Source organism: Streptomyces sp. NPDC022910, from assembly GCF_055561075.1.
Window position 1 is genome coordinate 1 of the sequence record NZ_JBVHHL010000079.1, and the last position, 16,756, is coordinate 16,756.

Annotated in this window: 11 protein-coding genes and 2 pseudogenes; 2 read left to right on the top strand and 11 right to left on the bottom strand. The window is 67.7% G+C overall.

Annotation, left to right across the window (positions count from 1 at the left end; translation table 11 throughout):
* Positions 1-246: 246 nt before the first annotated feature.
* From ACZ3TS_RS38425 to ACZ3TS_RS38435, 3 genes are all read right to left on the bottom strand, one after another.
* A complete protein-coding gene (locus ACZ3TS_RS38425) occupies positions 247-1,443 on the bottom strand; it encodes an IS110 family RNA-guided transposase (protein ID WP_467626810.1) in 1,197 nt (398 codons plus the stop codon).
* A gap of 457 nt (positions 1,444-1,900) precedes the next feature.
* The gene (locus ACZ3TS_RS38430) at positions 1,901-3,052 is read right to left on the bottom strand and encodes a sensor histidine kinase (RefSeq protein WP_467626772.1); all 1,152 of its coding nucleotides are present in this window, start codon (positions 3,050-3,052) and stop codon (positions 1,901-1,903) included.
* The gene (locus ACZ3TS_RS38435) at positions 3,042-3,707 is read right to left on the bottom strand and encodes a response regulator transcription factor (RefSeq protein WP_467626775.1); all 666 of its coding nucleotides are present in this window, start codon (positions 3,705-3,707) and stop codon (positions 3,042-3,044) included. The genes ACZ3TS_RS38430 and ACZ3TS_RS38435 overlap by 11 nt, the downstream gene beginning before the upstream one ends.
* A 377-nt stretch (positions 3,708-4,084) precedes the next feature.
* Between ACZ3TS_RS38435 and ACZ3TS_RS38440 the strand changes: the two genes are divergently transcribed.
* Positions 4,085-8,572, top strand: a complete 4,488-nt coding sequence (locus ACZ3TS_RS38440) for a multicopper oxidase domain-containing protein (RefSeq protein WP_467626778.1) — start codon at positions 4,085-4,087, stop codon at positions 8,570-8,572.
* Between the two features lie 459 nt (positions 8,573-9,031).
* On the opposite strand, the pseudogene ACZ3TS_RS38445 reads toward ACZ3TS_RS38440, so the two are convergent.
* Together ACZ3TS_RS38445 and ACZ3TS_RS38450 are read right to left on the bottom strand one after the other, a co-directional pair.
* Positions 9,032-9,289: pseudogene (locus ACZ3TS_RS38445) on the bottom strand (transposase); the annotation flags it as partial.
* A 29-nt stretch (positions 9,290-9,318) separates the two neighbouring features.
* A pseudogene (locus ACZ3TS_RS38450) lies at positions 9,319-10,205 on the bottom strand (integrase core domain-containing protein).
* On the opposite strand from ACZ3TS_RS38450, the gene ACZ3TS_RS38455 reads away from it, so the two are divergent.
* Positions 10,122-10,400: a hypothetical protein gene (locus ACZ3TS_RS38455; RefSeq protein ID WP_467626812.1), complete on the top strand. Its 279-nt coding sequence runs from the start codon at positions 10,122-10,124 to the stop codon at positions 10,398-10,400. The pseudogene ACZ3TS_RS38450 and the gene ACZ3TS_RS38455 overlap by 84 nt on opposite strands.
* Positions 10,401-10,672: 272 nt before the next feature.
* On the opposite strand, the gene ACZ3TS_RS38460 is transcribed toward ACZ3TS_RS38455, so the two are convergent.
* The 6 genes from ACZ3TS_RS38460 to ACZ3TS_RS38485 all read right to left on the bottom strand — a co-directional run bounded on the left by ACZ3TS_RS38460 (position 10,673) and on the right by ACZ3TS_RS38485 (position 16,461).
* Positions 10,673-10,858, bottom strand: coding sequence for a hypothetical protein (locus ACZ3TS_RS38460; RefSeq protein WP_467626780.1), 186 nt, complete (start codon positions 10,856-10,858; stop codon positions 10,673-10,675).
* A gap of 124 nt (positions 10,859-10,982) precedes the next feature.
* A complete protein-coding gene (locus tag ACZ3TS_RS38465; protein WP_467626782.1) occupies positions 10,983-11,264 on the bottom strand; it encodes a hypothetical protein in 282 nt (93 codons plus the stop codon).
* Positions 11,265-11,992: 728 nt separating this feature from the next.
* Positions 11,993-14,236, bottom strand: a complete 2,244-nt coding sequence (locus ACZ3TS_RS38470) for an RICIN domain-containing protein (RefSeq protein ID WP_467626784.1) — start codon at positions 14,234-14,236, stop codon at positions 11,993-11,995.
* 393 nt (positions 14,237-14,629) lie between these two features.
* Positions 14,630-14,755, bottom strand: a complete 126-nt coding sequence (locus ACZ3TS_RS38475; RefSeq protein WP_366028720.1) for a hypothetical protein — start codon at positions 14,753-14,755, stop codon at positions 14,630-14,632.
* Positions 14,756-15,094: 339 nt separating this feature from the next.
* The gene (locus tag ACZ3TS_RS38480; RefSeq protein ID WP_467626786.1) at positions 15,095-15,853 is read right to left on the bottom strand and encodes a recombinase family protein; all 759 of its coding nucleotides are present in this window, start codon (positions 15,851-15,853) and stop codon (positions 15,095-15,097) included.
* Positions 15,790-16,461 carry a recombinase family protein gene (locus ACZ3TS_RS38485; protein ID WP_467626789.1) on the bottom strand — a complete coding sequence of 224 codons (672 nt, stop codon included), beginning with the start codon at positions 16,459-16,461 and terminating at the stop codon, positions 15,790-15,792. The genes ACZ3TS_RS38480 and ACZ3TS_RS38485 overlap by 64 nt, the downstream gene beginning before the upstream one ends.
* Positions 16,462-16,756: the final 295 nt, after the last annotated feature.

The following is a 16,756-nucleotide window of genomic DNA, read 5'->3' on the forward strand; positions in this document are numbered from 1 at the left end:
GCGAGTACTTACTGGGTGGTGCCACGTCTTGCCTCTCGTTTCCTTACGTAGAGATCCTATTGGGTCCCTGTCCGGAAACTTCGGGGCACCTCAAGGCCCCATCAAGCGATGAACCAGGCTGCACCACTGCGCGCTGTCCCCGAACCAATCACCGATCCCGGGCGCATCTCCCGTCTGGACATACGCCGCCGAGACCGGCTCGCCGGAGTGATCCACGAATACCAACACGCTTCCTAATGAATGTTGTCAAGCGGCTGTAGTCGCTGGCGGTGTGACTTCGTAGCACCGTCGATCACGGATCAGCGCCCAGATGACGTTGACGCGTCGGCGGGCGAGGGCGAGCACGGCCTGGACGTGCTTCTTGTCCTCGGCGCGTTTGCGGTCGTAGAACTTCCGCGAGTTGGGGTCGTAGCGGACGCTGACCAGCGCGGAGGTGTAGAAGACGCGCTGGAGTCTTCGGTGGTAGGCGATCGGTCGGTGGAGGTTGCCGCTGACCTTGCCCGAGTCGCGTGGTGCGGGGGCGACGCCGGCGAAGGACGCCAGGGCGTCCGGGGAATCGAACTCGTCCAGGGCGCCGCCGACGGCGGCCAGGAACTCCGCACCGAGGGTCGCGCCGATGCCCGGCACGCTCAGGAGGATGTCGGCGAGCTCGGGCTCGCGAAACCGGCCCTCGATGAGCTTGTCCAACTCGGAGATCTGCTCGTTGAGGGCCATCACCTCCTCGGCCAGGGTGTGGACCAGCTTCGCGATGGTCTTCTCCCCCGGGACGGAGGTGTGCTGGCGTTCGGCGGCCTCGACAGCCGTCTCGGCCAGTGCTCTGGCGTTGCGGACCTTGCGGTTGGCCAGCCACTTGGTCAACCGCGCAATGCCGGCGCGGCGGATCGCGGCCGGGGTCTGGTAGCCCGTCAGCAGCCTGAGCGGACCGGCGTTGGTGGCGTCCAGGGCCCGTTCCAGGGCCGGGAACATGCTCAGCAAGGTGCCGCGCAGGCGGTTGACGACGCGGGTGCGGTCCTCGACCAGGTCGGCACGGCGTCCGGTCAGCAGCTTGAGCTCGATGGCGGCTTCGTCGCCGGGGCGGATGGGCCGCAGGTCGCGGCGCATCCTTGCCTGGTCGGCGATGACGTAGGCGTCACGGGCGTCGGTCTTGCCCTCGCCGCGGTAGCCGTCGGAAGCCCGGTTCACCAGCCGGCCGGGCATGTAAAGGACTTCTTGGCCGTGGTTGACCAGCAGGGCCAGCAGCAGCGCGGGTTCCTCGCCAGTCATGTCGATCGCCCAGGTGACCTCGCAACCGTCGGCCAGGTCGAGGACGTCACCGATCAGCTTCAGCAGTTCGGGCTTGTCGTTGGCGACCCGCCGCGACAGCAGCGTTTTGCCGTCGGAGTCCAGGGCGAGGCCGTGGTGGTGGCCCTTGCCGATGTCGATCCCCGCCCATATCCGGCTCATCGTGCTCCTGACGTGCGTGTTCGTTCTGTTCATGCCACGGACGATCTAGCCGGCATTGCTCTACGCAGCGACACATTCGCACTTCCTAATCGGCGGCCGAGTCGTCGTGGGGTGCCGGGCGGCGAAGCTTGCTCAGCCTTGGATCGGCAGCCGCCTGATAGCCACACCCAGCACCCCTGGGCGACCCAACCCTACGAATGGCTCGATCAACCCGATCAAGAAGGTAGAGCCGCCTGACCTGGCCGGACGAAATATTCGGCAGCCGCAGAGATAGGCCAGGCGCAGCAGCACGACAGATCATGATGCCGCCCGTCCCTGGTCAAGGTAAAGAGAGCGGGGCGATCGGTGGGCACAGCCAGAGATCGGTGATCAAGGCCGTCACCTGGGCGGATGATGTATCGGCACCCGCACAGTCCCCGACCCTACTCGGGCAGGGGCCAAGCCCGTGCCACACCCGTCAGTCCGGGCGGATCGCCGGAGTCCGCTTCTGCCGCGCGGTCGCCCGGCGCTCCCTGCCGGTGGCGGACTCCTCGGGCTGGGCCGCTGGCAGGTGTGGCAGCCCTGACGGACCGGCCGGTGCCGACCTCGGCTCGGCCGCCGGTGGGTGCCGCGGCAGCACCATCCGGAGCAACGAGCCGCTCGGCCGCTCGGACACCACGGTGAGGCCACCGCCATGACCCTCGACGATGGCGCGCACGATCGCCAGGCCGAGCCCGGTGCCGGAGCGCCTCGACGACTGCGGCCCGCCGCTCCCGTCGTCCGCCTGCGACCGGGCGAAACCGATACCCCCGTCCTCCACGTCGATCACGGCACCGTCGCGGGTCGCGTGACAGCGCAGCGCGATGGCGTCACCGTCCACGGTGAACTTCACGGCGTTCTCCACCAGGGCGTCGAGGGCGGCCTCGAGCCGTGACTCGTCACCTTCGATCAGGGCGGAGGGCGTGTCCAGGTGCCAGTGACGGTCCGAGGCCGGCCGCCACCGCTGGACCGTTCGCCGCAGGAGAGAGCCCAGGTCGACGGGCCCCCAGTCGAACTCGGTGGGCTCATAGGCGTCGGCCAGGACGAGGAGACGCCCGGCGAGGCCGCCGAGTTTGTCCAGCTCGTCCACGACGACGTCGAGGTCCTCCTTGCTCTCCGGGGTCGGCAGCTCGTTGCGGACCATCTCGGCGTAGCAGCGGGCCACCGTGATCGGCGTTCGCATCTCGTGCGAGCAGTTGCGGACGAACAGCTCCTTGACCTCCTGCGCGCGACGCTCCCGCTCGACGAGGCTCTGCATCTTCGCAAGGGCAGCCGCCCGCCGGCGTACGTGCCAGACCATGGTGAGGAACACCAGCGCCATCAGCGGCACTTCGGCGAGTTCGTCCCGGGATGCGTAGCCCTCCGCCACGACCCCGCCCAGCGTCATACCCGTGACCAGGGTGACCACGGTCAGCACGACGGACGTGCGGCGGGCCGACCAGTTCTGGACGCCGTAGACGAGGGACATGCTGATCCACACCAAGTGGAACGCCACGGTCTCGAGGTCGGGCACGACGAAGATCAGCAGCTGGCTGCACGCGGCGAACAGCGTCCAGCCGGCGAAGACGAGCCGCCGGCGCTCAGCCGGCACGGAACGCGTACCCGACATTGCGCACCGTCTCGATGACCGGCTGGGGCACCTTGCCGCGGATCCGGCGGACCGTCACATCGACCACGTTGCTCCCGAGGTCGTCGGCATATCCCCAGACACTCGTGAGGATTTCACGTCGGCTGCACACTTCCCCGGCTCGCCGCATGAGGTGGCCGAGCAGCATGAACTCCCGGTGCGACAGGGGCACGTCCCTCCCGTCCAGGCTGAGCGTCTGCCGTTCGAGATCGAGGGTGACCTCCCCGACGTGCAGCCACCGCTGGGACATGCCGGTGGAGGGCGTACGGAGCCTGGTGCGAACACGCTCCACGAGCTCCGCAGTCGCGAAGGGCTTGCCAAGGAAGTCGACGGCCCCGATCCGCAGGCAACGGACCCGTGTGGCGACGTCCATCACGGCGGACAGGACGAGGACCCGCTGGTCGGATCGCAGTTCGAAGGCGCGCCGCATCACCTCGAAACCGTCGAACCCCGGCAGCATGAGGTCGAGCACGACCAGGTCGAACTCGCCGTCTTGCAGGCGCCGTACGGCGGCCGGGCCGGACCCCGTGCCGTCGACGACGTGACCGTCCGCCTCCAGCGTGCGCGTGAGGTAGGCACGCAACCGTGCCTCATCCTCGACGACCAACAGTTGTGCCATGGTGGCTACTACCTCCCCTGCACCGCACTCGACAGTCCCCCTGGGCTGTCATCTGCGGCTGTCCCCGGACCTTTGTAAATGCCGCACCCGGGGTTGCGCAGCCGATCTCGGATAGTGTCGTGATTCGACCCGGTTTGATGCCCGCCGAAGGCGATTGATATCACGTTGAGTAGGTTGGCATGCGCACACTGTAATGGTGGGTCCAGTGCACCGGCGTCCCCCACGGGCCCGCCTCTCGACATCCCGTCATGACAGCTGGATGAGAGGCGCGTCATCTTCGCCCCGCGCGCGGCGTCCCGCCGCACAGTTGTCGCGCAGACCCGCGGGGCGCGGCACTGGGGAGGCCGCGGCGGGTCACCAAAAGGAGGGGGAAAGGCGTGTTCATCCAACGCGCGAAGAGATCCACGCTTGGGGCGTGGGCACGGCTCACCGTCGCGCTGATCATCGCCGGGGCGGCGGTGGCGATGTTGATGTGTCTGCCACCGTCGCAGGTCCAGCAGGCGCAGGCGGCGGCTGCCGCCGATGGGCCGAGCAGCCCGACGGACGAGACGAAGGTCCCGCACTACTTCGGCCCGTCGCCGAACTGGGCCAACAGCCCGCTGACCGTGTCGAAGGCCCGTGTGAACATCACGTCCACCACGGGCGCCGGGACCGGTGCCGAGGCGACGGCTACCGTGGACCCGCAGACCGGCGGCATCGCGAGCATCGACGTGACCGCCCCGGGCCACGACTACGTCGCCAGCTCGACGACGGTCACCATCGACGGTGGCACCACACCGGCGACCGCGGAGGCCACCGTCCAGTCGAGCGGGGGTGTGGTCGGCCTCAAGGTCGGCGCGGGCGGCAGTGGCTACGGCGGCTTCGCGGTGGACATCAGCGGCGGCGGCGGGAGCGGTGCCGCCGCAACGGCCTCAGGTGGGGTGGACGCCGTGACGATCAACGAGGGCGGGTCGGGCTACACCATGCCGACGGTGGACTTCGACCTTCCCGACGACCCGAACGGCACCGTGGCCAAGGGCCACGTCGAGCCGGCCGATCTGGCTGCCGACGGCAGCATCACCAAGGTGACCGTCGACGATCCCGGCAGCGGCTACAGCAGCGCACCCGGCGTCGCGATCCACAACGGCACGCTGGCCGACCCGATCCTCGGCGCGACGGAGGCGAAGGCCTCCAGCAGCCTGAAGCTGGTGGCGCTGACCGTGGACAAGGTCGGCTCCGGCTACACCGCAACGCCCGACGTCATGATCACCGACCCGACGGGCAAGCAGGGCGCCGGGGCAACGGCGAACGCGGTGACGGACGTCGGTGCCATCCTTGCCATCAAGGTTACTGACCCGGGGGCCGGTTACCTCACGGCCGGGATGAAGAAGTTCCAGGACGAGCTGCCGGTCACCTGCGACCCCGGTGCGGACGGCACGGGTTGTCCCGACGTCCCCCAGCTGCAGGCGCCGTCGACGAAGCCGTCGGAGAAGTTCATCCCCATGGGTGTGCCGGAGCCCGTCACCACCAGCGCCAAGCCGGCCGACGAATACGTCATCGGTCTCGTGCAGTACCTCAACCGGTTCTCCTCGGACCTGCCGCCGACCCTGGTGCGCGGCTACGTCCAGCTGTCGACGGACGCGGTGCCCGGACGGAAGGTCCCGCTCTACAACGAGCTGATGGACGGCACCAGGCAACCGCTGCCGTACACGGGTGTGACCTCGCCGCAATGGATGGGTCCCCTCATCGCCGCGACCAAGGACCGGCCGGTGCGGATCGTGTTCCGCAACCTGCTGCCGAAGGGCGCCGACGGTGACCTGTTCCTGCCGGTCGACAGCACCGGCATGGGCTCCGGCATGGGCCCGATGGCGATGCCCACACCGAAGAACGACGGCACCGTCATGGACGAGGTGCGCAATCCGACGTGCACGAACGCCAGGACCGGCTGCTTCACGCAGAACCGGGCCACGCTGCACCTGCACGGGGGCATCACGCCGTGGATCAGCGACGGCACCCCCCACCAGTGGATCACCCCGGCCGGCGAGACCACGGACTGGCCGGAGGGGGTCGCCGTGCAGAACGTGCCGGACATGGTGGACAGTAATGGGGCGACGCTCTGCGCCGCGAAGGACGACGGCTGCTCGACGTTCTACTACACCAACCAGCAGAGCGCGCGGCTGATGTTCTACCACGACCACTCCTACGGCATCACCCGGCTGAACGTGTACGCCGGCGAGGCCGCGGGCTACACCATCACCGACGACACCGAGAAGGCGCTCGTCAAGAGCGGCACCATCCCCGACGCGGCCGACACCCTCCCGCTGCTCGTCCAGGACCGCACGTTCGTCCCGGACGACGCACAGCTCAAGGGGCAGAAGGACGCCGACGGCAAGGTCGTCTCCTACGGTCAGGACCCGACCTGGGACACCAAGCGCTGGGGCACCAAGGGCAGCTTCTGGTACCACCACGTCTACATGCCCGCGCAGAACCCGGGCGACCCGTCGGGCATGAGCGCGTACGGGCGCTGGATGTACGGGCCGTGGTTCTGGCCGCCGGCCGGCGACGCCAAGTACGGGCCCATAGCTAACCCTTACTACGACCCGAAGTGCAAGCTGGACGACCCGTCGACCTGGCAGTACCAGACCGACCCGTACTGCGAGCCGGAGCAGATCCCCGGCACGCCGAACATCTCGATGGGCATGGAGCAGTTCAATGACACGCCCATCGTCAACGGGGTCGCCTACCCGAAGGCGACGCTTCAGCCGAAGACCTACCGGATGCGGCTGCTCAACGCCGCGAACGACCGGTTCTTCAACTTCCAGTGGTACACCGCCGACCCGAAACAGGGCGACGGCACGACCGAGGTGGCGCTGAAGCCGAACGAGCTGGAGGCCGCGCAGACCGACCCGAACGTGTCGCCCACCCCGGTGGACGCGAACAACGACGCCGCCGGGCCGGACTGGATCCAGATCGCCAACGAAGGTGGTTTCCTGCCGGCTCCGGCCGTGATCGACGGTCAGCAGCCGACGACCTGGATTACCGACCCGACGCGCTTCGACGTCGGAAACGTGGACAAGCACTCGCTGGCTCTCGCGCCGGCCGAACGGGCGGACGTACTGGTGGACTTCTCGAAGTTCGCCGGAAAGACCCTCATCCTGTACAACGACGCACCCGCGGCCTACCCGGCACGCGTCTCGTCGTACGACTACTACACAGGCGCACCCGACCTCAGCCCGGTCGGCGCACCGAAGATCCTGCCGGGGTACGGGCCTAACACCCGCACCGTGATGCAGGTGACCATCGCGGACACGACGCCGGCTCCGGCGTTCGACCTGGCGAAACTGCGGGCCGCCTTCAAGCACCACGCGGACGGCTCGGGCGTCTTCGAGTCCGGGCAGAACCCGACGATCGTCGGGCAGGCAGCCTACAACTCGGCGTATGGCACGAGCTTTGCCGCCAGCAGCAACTGCAACGTCAAGAACACGTCCGTGAACACCTGTGACGGCCTGGTCCGCGTGAACGACACGTCGGCGTTCGGCTTCAACACGCTCAGGTCACCGACCAGCAAGATGGCGATGCCGTTGCAGCCGAAGGCCATCCACGACGAGATGAACGCGACCGCGTTCGACGACTTCGGCCGGATGGAAGCCAACCTCGGCATCGAGGCGCAGCCACCGTCACCGGGTGCCCAGAACGTGACGTTGTACCCGTACGTCAACCCGCAGACCGAACTGATCGACGGCACCGACCTGCCCAAGGGCGACACGAAGGTGACGCCGATAAGAACCAACGCGGACGGGACGCAGATCTGGCGGTTCACCCACAACGGGGTGGACACGCATCCGATCCACTTCCATCTGTACGACGTCCAAGTCCTCAACCGGGTGACCTGGGACAACATCATCGTCCCGCCGGACGCCAACGAGCTGGGGTGGAAGGACACGGTGCGGATGAGCCCATTGGAGGACACGATCGTCGCGCTGCGGCCGGTCGTGCCGACGGTACCGTTCGAGGTGCCGAACTCCATCAGGCCACTCAACCCGGCGATGCCACTCGGCGACACGTCGATGTTCAACAGCGTCGATCCGCAGGGCAACCCGACGGCGGCCATCACCAACAAGCTGGTGAACTTCGGCTGGGAGTACGTCATCCACTGCCACATCCTCAGCCACGAGGAGATGGACATGATGCGCCCCGAATCGCTGGTGCTGCCGCCTGCGAAGGCGACCGGCCTTTCTTCCTCCGTCGTGGGCACGGGCAATAACGCCCGGATCCGGCTGGCGTGGCAGGACAACTCGATCAACGAGACTTCCTTCGTCGTCCAGCGGTCGAGTGACGGAACCACTTGGGCCGACGTCGGCACGGTCGCCTCGCCACTGAACAAGCCGAACGTCCATGAGGCCCGCTCCTTCGACGACCCGACGGCATCGGTGACGACGCCGTACCTCTACCGGGTGGTCGCGCTCAACACGGTCGGATACGGCAGCGAGTTCCCGAGCATGACGGCGAAGTCGGTGTCGGACCCGTTCGGCGTCAACGCCCCGCAGTCCCCGACCGGCCTGACCGCCGCGTTGCAGACCGGGCCGAAGGTCAGCCTCACCTGGCGCGACAACGCGACCAACGAGTCCGGGTTCGTCGTCGAGCGGTCCACGGACAACGGCGCGACGTTCAGCCAGGTCGGCACGGCCCCGGCCCGCAGCAAGACCGGACCGGTCACGTTCGTGGACAGCACCGTCGCACTGGGATCCACCTACCAGTACCGCGTCTCGGCGCTGAACATCGCCGGCCGCGGCACGACGCCTCCCGTCACGGTCATGGTGTCGGCCCCGCCGGTGCCGGCAGGCCCGGGTCGGCGGCAAGGAAAGTATCCAAGTGACCTGGGGTGATGTCTCGGGCGAGTCCGGCTATGCCGTCAGGTGGAGTGACACCAGCACGTTCACCACGTTGGCCGGGACGTCGCCGGGGATTCCCGCCGGGCCCCGGCTCCACAGGACGGGCAAACTAGCTCGCCAGGTCTGGTACGTGCAGGTCCGAGCGACAAACGCACTCGGAAGCTCGGCGTGGTCGTCCCCGGTCCGGGTGTCCGCGGCACCGTGACGCCGGGAAGGGCGGAGCCGGTCCCGGCCGAGTGACCACGCAGGCCAGGAGGGCGGGACCCCGCCCGCCCTCCTGGCTCTGCACGAGTGGACTAGGAGCGTGGGTCGGTAACGAGTGAGCGGCCAGTTGGCCGTGGTCGATGGGATCGGTCGTGGTCGTCCGTTGACACCTGCGTGGCTGTGATTACGGTCCTGGCCGTCGGGTGTGGGGCCTGGCGGGGCCGTGAGGGGGGCGGGTGGCCCGGCTGGTCAGCCTGCCACGGTAGCCAGTCCGGCGGTTCCGGCGTGTCGGAAGATCTTGCGGAGGTTGTGGCAGGCGGCCAGCAGTCGCCACTCGCCCCGGGCGCCGTCCTCGCCGCGCAGGAGGAGCTGGCGGCCGTTGTGGCAGGTCATGATCTGTCCGAAGACGGGTTCGACGATGGCTTTTCGGCGGCTGTAGGCGGCCTTGCCGGGTTTGGTCCGCAGTTTGCGGGCCATCCGTTCCTTCAGCGTGGCGTCCTTGGGGATTGCAGGTGCCGATACATCATCCGGCTTGGTCACGCGGCATGTTGGTACTCGTGAAGGGTTCCGCCGAGTCGGTCTCGTCGACGGTTTTTCAGACGTCTGATCTGTGCTGGTTCGTTGATCGGTTGGGGGAGTGGTCGGAGCGGAGCGGCTTGAGCGAGGGCTCGGTGTGGTCGATGCCTGTTGTAGAAGGTCTCGAACTCACGGAGCGCGTGGAGGAGGTGGCTATAGTTCTAGATCAAGGTGCGGTCCAGGAGCTCACGCCTACAGGTCTGTATCCAGCGCTCCATGAGGGAGTTCATCCGCGGTATCTGGATGCCGGTGGTGACGACCTTCAGGCCGGCGTCGGCCAGTAGGGCGTCGAAGGCGGCGGTGAACTTCGCGTCGCGGTCGCGGATCAAGAACCTGGCCTTGCTGCCCGCGTCCTCCAGGTCCATGAGGAGATTGCGTCCGAGAAGCACGATCCAGTCTGCGGTGGGGTGTGCGGTAGCGCCGAGGACCCGGATGCGCCGGGTGGAGTGCTTGATGACGGCGAAGACGTAGAGGCGCGCCCCGGTCAGGATGCGCGTCTCGAAGAGATCTCAGGCGAGTAGTGCTTTGGCCTGACTGCGCAGGAAGTCAGCCCAGGTCGTGCCCTCACGTTCCGGGGCGGGTGGGATGCCGTGCTCCTTGAGGATTTCCCATACGGCGGAGGCGGCGACCTTGATGCCGAGCGCCGCGAGTTCACCGTGGATGCGTCGATACCCCCAAGAACTGTTCTCTCGGGCGAGGCCAGGGCTCGGATCGAGCGGACGGTGGGTGGGCGTCCGCGACGCTTCGGCACGCAGGTGGCAGCGTGGCGTTGCTTGAGCAGGTTGCGGTGCCACCGCAGGATCGTGTCCGGGTGTACCAGCAGCGGGAGCTGGCGCAGCTTGTCCATCGGGAGGTGATGGAGCAGGCCGGCGAGGATCGCGCGGTCGGTGTCCATGAAGGCGGGCTTGCCGACCTGACGCTGCAGGACCAGCAGTTGGTGCCGGAGCGTGAGGATCTCGATGTCCTTGTCTCTATCGCTCATCGGCAGCAGGCGCAGGAACGCGAAGGTGTCGGTCGCGGCAAGGTAGGCCAGGCGCAGTAGCACGATAGATCATGATGCCGCCGGTTACCTATGCAGGTGAAGGCGTTGGGCACAGCTGGAGCTCGATGATCAAGGCGGGGACCTGGGCGGAAAGGTCACGCCCGGCCGGAGCCGGGGTCCCCGGTGCATCCCGCCCCGGAACAGTGCGATCTTCGCTGCCGTGCCGGAAGCCGCGTCCGCGTACGGCAGGGCGTGGCCGTCCTGTACGAGGGCGGGTGTGGGAGGTTCGGGGACCGGGAGCAGCCCCGGTGTACTGTCGGCGGCGGGCATACTCAGCCGGGTGCGCAGGCGCAGGTTCTCGGTGCGTATCTCGGCGAGTGCGGCGCGTGCAGTTCGGCGTTCTCCTCGAGCGCCACATCGAGCCGGATGCGCAGTTCGGCGGGGTCGTTGCACGCGTGCCAGTCCTCCCCGCTTCCGTGCTCCGGATTTGCGGCCGTGGCCGGACCGTTCTCGCTCAAGTCCTCCTGAACCGCGGCACGGCTGCCACGGCCAACGGCGCCGGAGGAAGGCCCCGGGGTCATGCCGCGTCGAGCAGGGGCAGGTCCATCGGTTCGGTGGCGGTCGACTCCATCAGTGTGCGGATCAGTAGTCGTTGAGCGTGTTGCCGACCGGTTTGCCGACTTCCTCGCGGGTCAGCCACGGCACCCTGTCGCGCGACAGGCGTATGCGTACCGCGGCGACCCTGTGCTCGACGCGCTTGGCCGTCCAGCCGGCCTCCGGCTGCAGTTCGGCGAGTTGGGCGGCCGTCTGCTGAAACGTGATGGATCGCGGGCGGCTCGTGCAGCAGGTTTCCCCGGCCGAGCGTGACGAGAGCGAGCTTCTCCTGCTCGGTGAGCGTCCACAACAGGGCAGCACCTGCTGCACCGACCCGACCGTGTGCGCGACATCCCGTGAGTTCTCCGGAACCCGGTTGAGTATCTGCTGTTGTGGCCAGGGGGTTCTTCCTCCTACAGGTGTCTTGCCGCCGGGTGACGTAGGTTCGGGATTCTTGAAGCTTTCTCATGCTGTCCGACCGATGCGCAGTCGTGGTGAAGGTGAGGGGGTCCGGGTTGGCTCCCGGGGACGGGAGGTTTGCCGTGCCGGTCGACCCTGTGGGCGCCGATAATTACGTCCGCGCAGGTCAGCGACCTTATGACCTTCCGCTGAGCGGATGGGATCTGAACATGTTCAACACATAACGACTGCACGCTTGAACGCGTTCGATTTGGCCTCGGTGCGGCGCCCGATTGAGCTGTCCGTCAGTGCGCTGACCTGTGCGGATGAATTATCGGCACCCACAGAGCTTCGGATTGTCGATCTGCCGCTGTAGCACGGCCAGTTGGTGGCGCAGCGCCAGGATCTCGGCATCCTTGTCACGGTGGCCGAAGAGGGCGGCCCGACAGCAACCGTTGTCCCATGGGAAGGCCGCGTCCGCCGCACCCGACTACTCGGTGGCCTCATCGACGAGTACCAGCAAGCAGCCTGACTTGTCCGGACAAACGGCCTGGTCAACGTCTCGAACAGAGATTTTCGCGCGGGACAGGGGTCGGCCGACGTGAAACGCCTCTGGGTCGGCCGGCCCCGCTCCTGCGTGCGGTCGTGTTTGCGCCGGACTACGGGTAGCTGACCAGGTAGGCCACGTTGCTACTGGCGGTGACCTGGTTGCCGGCGTTGTCGATGATGTGGTTGATGGTTCCGGCGCCGCCCAGGACCGTGGTGACCATGCTGTGGAACTTCACCGTGGACGTGGTGGGCACCTCGATGGCATGGCCAAGTACCACGGAGGGGTTGTCGCGGAGGTAGGCGTAGACACCCACACCCCATGCTTCGTGGGAGGTGACCGAGTTGGCGACCTTGTACGAGGCGTAGCCGAGGTCACCTCCACTGGTGGTCCAACTGGACTGGTCGGGCACGTCGTAGGGGGTCTCGCTCTGATAGAAGTACGTGCGGCCGCCGTTGCCGTTCCAGGTGGTCTGGTACTTCTGGTAGTGCTCGACCGCCAGACCGTACATGGTGACGTTGTTGCCGTTGACGATCAGTCCGTTGACGGCCGGGTTGGTCGTCCAGCCGACGCCGTTGGTGTGGTCCGCCCGCCACAGCCACAGGTCGTCGCCGATGACGTCGTTGCTGTTGATCACCAGTGTCTGGGTGGCCTTGCCCGCGATGTCGCCGCCGATGCGGAAGAACACGTCGTGCAGCACGATCGGGTCGGCGGTGTGACTGGCGGTCGAGCCGGCCGGGCCAACCTGGACCAGGATGTTGGAGTTGGTGGTGTTCGCGCTGATCAGCAGCCCGGCGATGTCGATGCCGTCCACGTCGGCGGTGGTGATCGCGGTGACGCCGTTGTCTGGCACGAGGGTGGCCAGACCCAGTCCTAGGACCACCGTGTCGGGGCGGGTGATGTTCAGCGGGGCGGACAGGTGGTACACGCCCGGGGTGACGATCAGGTTCCGGCCCCCGGCGAGCGCATTGTTGATCGTCGTGGCGGTGTCACCGGGCTTGACGATGTAGAACTGGCTGATCGGCAGCGAGGTGCCCGGAGCGGCGCCGTTGACCCAGTCAGGGCCTTGCACATTGGTGCGCACCGACGGAACGAACACCTGCCAATTGCCCGAGCCGTCGACGTAGATGAACGGCTTCTCGCGCATCACCGGGCTCTGAGCGACAGTGGTGTACTGCGGATTGGGGAAGCTGGTCGCCGGGGCGCCGGTGTCGCCGACGAAGACCATGTTCCAGTTGTGCCCGGTCCATCCGCCGTCCATGGCGGTGTCCTGGGTGAGGAACTGCTGTTGGGTTCCGGAGTTGATCTGACCGGAGATCCGGGAGTTTCCGATGTAGCCGCCGCTGGACCAGTTGGTGCTGGTGCCGTGGGTGTCGTCCCACAGCTTCATGCTGCCGTGCACGTCCATCCGCCGGAACGGGTCGGCCTGCGAGACGGCCCACATGGTGCTGCCCGAACCGGGGCTCACCGACATGTTCTCGACGTCGCGCCAGAAGTTCTGGGTGGCGTTGCCGTCGCTGGTGTGACCCTCGACGTGTACGCCGCCGCCGGTGATCGACACCTGGTCCGGTGACAGGCCCAGCCCGGAGACCTGGGTGTAGTAGCCGACGGGGATGTCGACGTTGTACGTGCCCGGGGTGAACAGCAGGGCGTTGCGCTGGGTGCCGAACTCGTTGGTCTGCTGGGTGCTGTAGACCGAGTTGATTGTCGACTGGATGGTGGACATCGGCATCGACGGATCGAATACCGTCACGTTGGGGCCGAAGTCCGGGGTGTTGGGCGGCGGGGTGATGCCGCTGGAGAGGGTGAAGGACTGGGCGCCGGTGCCGTTGCAGGTGTACTGCTGCAACTGGACGCTGTCGGCGGTGGATGCCGACGGCACATCGAGGCACTTGCCGCTGTTGCGGTTGACGAAGTGGTACGTGCCGGAGGCCTCGGCGACCGGCAGCCACTGCTGGTTGGCGCCGCCGCCGTAGAGCCACAGCTGGGTCAGCGCGCCGTCGGCGGTGGAGACGTCGGTCTCGTCCCAGACCTGATTCGGCGCGGAGGCCACGCCGATCCGGTAGTAGCCGCTGTCGGTCGCGGTGAACTGCCAGGACTGGGCGCCAGTGCCGTTGCAGGTGGACTGCTGCACGGCGGTGCCGTTGCCGGTGGCCGCGCCACGCGCGTCAACGCACTTGCCGCTGCCTGCGTTGACGACGGTGGTGGGGGTGGTGGGGATGGTCGCGGCGGTGGCACTCGGTGCGGAGGCCAGCGCGATGCCGGCGGCGGCCGGCAGCAGGAGGGCGGTCGTGAGGGCGGCTGTGCGTCTGCGGTGACGGCGGGCTCGGACGAGCACGGCGAGAACGTTGGTCACGCGTGTCTCCTCGGTCGCGTGCGGGGCGCGATGTCGATCGGACGGTAGGCGCCGCCCGCCGGGCCGTCAATACACACCAAAAGTTAAGCCGTGAATTTTTGCCTGCACAAGGGAGACACCCGGGGAATGACCCCAACTGCCCGTATTGCTACGGGAGTTACTGGGATTTCCGGCTGGTGTACTGGCTGGCCAGTCGCGGCCACAATGGAAGATCACCGAACCTGCGGGGCTGGTCGGCGGCATCCGCAGCGCGTTGGCGGCCAGGTCGCGCAGGCCTGGGTCGGGGAGCCTGGCGTGTGCGGATCAGGGATCGTGGTGTGGTGTCGTTGTCGGCGGTACCGGTCGGCGAGCCCGGCGGCCCGCATCAGACGGGCGGCGCTCTTGGGCCGTAGGCTAGCCTTCGCGCTCGAGGGCGGCGTGGTTGCGCGGGGCGCCGTAGGCGCCGCGGAAGTGCTCGTGGACGGCGGTGAGGTGCTCGGTCAGCTCCGCGTCGCGAGCGGCCCGGGGATAAAGAGCCACCTGTTGCGGCCCTTCCCGGTCGGGTCCAGGCTCATCAAGCCTGTTCTCCGCGGCCGTCCAACTCGTCGCTGACTGGCGAGTGCGTCAGGTCCAGGTCTCACAAGATGGGAGCGGGGCCTTTCAGTAGACCTTGTAGCCAGAGCCGCCCTCGCGCGACCAGGACCGTATCGTTAGTGGTCGAATCCTCCCTCGGACACAGAGCAGAGTTACCCCACGGCGCCCTGTTCTTGGGTAGGGGAGATCGGCACCCGCTTCCGGCTCCCGGCCGGGGCGGGTGTTCGTCGTTGCGGGGTCTTCGGCCTGGCTTCTCCCCTTCGTCGGCGGTTCGGTGGGCATCGGTCAGCTGATGGTGATCCTTTCTGCCTGGGGCGTGTCCGCGGTCAGGGTTCTGGTCGCGGGGTCGTAGGTCAGGGTGATCTCCTCGCTGCGCAGGTGGGCGATTGCCTGGGCCGGTGTCGGTGGCGCCGGGTCACGGCTCACGGGTACTGACCCCGGAGGATCCAGGCGGCTGGTGAGGCGGAGATGCAGGGCCGGTAGGTGCGGCAGTACCTGGTCTTCGCGCAGGTAGGCGTTGGGAGTGCGACCGGGGTCGGGCCGGGTAGCGCTGGTGTGGCCGTGGCGGCACCGGTAGCCAGGACGGTGGTGAGTCCAGTGGGACTCCATGCGCCGGCCGCAGACACCGCAGCAGAGCAGCCCTGCCAGTAGGTAGGCACGTCCAGGGACGGTTTCCCGGTGGGGGCGGAGGTTCTGGACGGTGATGAAGTCGGCCTCGCTGACCAGTGCTGGGTGTCCGGGCCGGGCGGAGATGATCCAGTCAGTGGCGGTGTTCCAGCGCATGACGTCGCGGTGGCCGAGTGTGGTGTTGGCGGGGTCGAGGAGGTCGTGGTCGGTGCGCTGGCGGTTCCAGACCTGACGGCCGGTGTAGCGCGGATTGGCGAGGATCGCCCGGACCGTGTTCAGCACCCAGCGCTGCCCTTCCCGGTGCGGGTTCCGGACGGGGTCGGCGGCTGCCGGACAGGGGACACCGGCGTCGTTCAGGGCGCGGGTGATGCGCGCGACGCTGTGTCCGTCCAGGCGCTGGGCGAAGATCCAGGACACGATCGGCCCGCACTCGGGGTCGGTGTCCAGACGCTGCAGGCGTACGCCACGACGGGCGAGGGCCCGGTTGGGGTGCGGGCCTGCATCGACCAGACGGTAGCCGAGGGTGGTCGGCCGCCGAGATATCGGCCTTGATCGCGGGTCTGCACGGTCATCGCGGCGCGGGTGCGGATCCGGGCGCGGGCGATCTCCCGTTTGGACAGGATGCCGAGCAGGATCATCAGCTCTTCCTGCCCTGCGGTCTGCGGATCCACGGCCCCGCCCAGTTCCGGCACCCACACCTCGATGTCGTAGTGGTCGAAAAGCGGGGCCATGGTCGCGAACGGGTTGCCGTAGAAGGCGCGTTCACTGGAGCCGATGACGATTGCGTCGAAGTCCCGGTCGGGGTCGGCCATCGCGGCGAGCAGGGCCGCCGCCTCAGGTCGGCGCGCCCAGGGGATGGTGCGGCTGCGCCCGGTGTCGAAGAACTCCGCGACGATCCGTCCGTGTCCGGACACCAAAGCCTGGGCGCGCAACACTTGCCAGGCCCGTGACGTGTCCGGGTCCTGATGATCCTCGGTCGACGCCCGGCCGTAGAACGCAAACCGCGTACCACTGGCGGGCGACATGCCAGCAGGGGAGGAGCAGGGAGTCCAGCTGCGGGCCCAGTCCGCTACGAGAGCCTGGGCTGCAGCGGGATCATGGGTGTGCCCGACCGTCTGGTGCGACGCTGTCATGGGCGCCTCCCCACAGCCGTCGTGCCCGGCCTTACCGTGGACATGCCCGGACAGGGAGGCAGGATGAACCGAGACGCCTTACCACCGGGGCAGTACCGCAGAACGGTGCGTCAGCAAATGGAAGCAGTGCCGGGCAGTGCCCAGCTGGTACGACAGCCGCGACTACGACTTCCACAGCACCCTCACT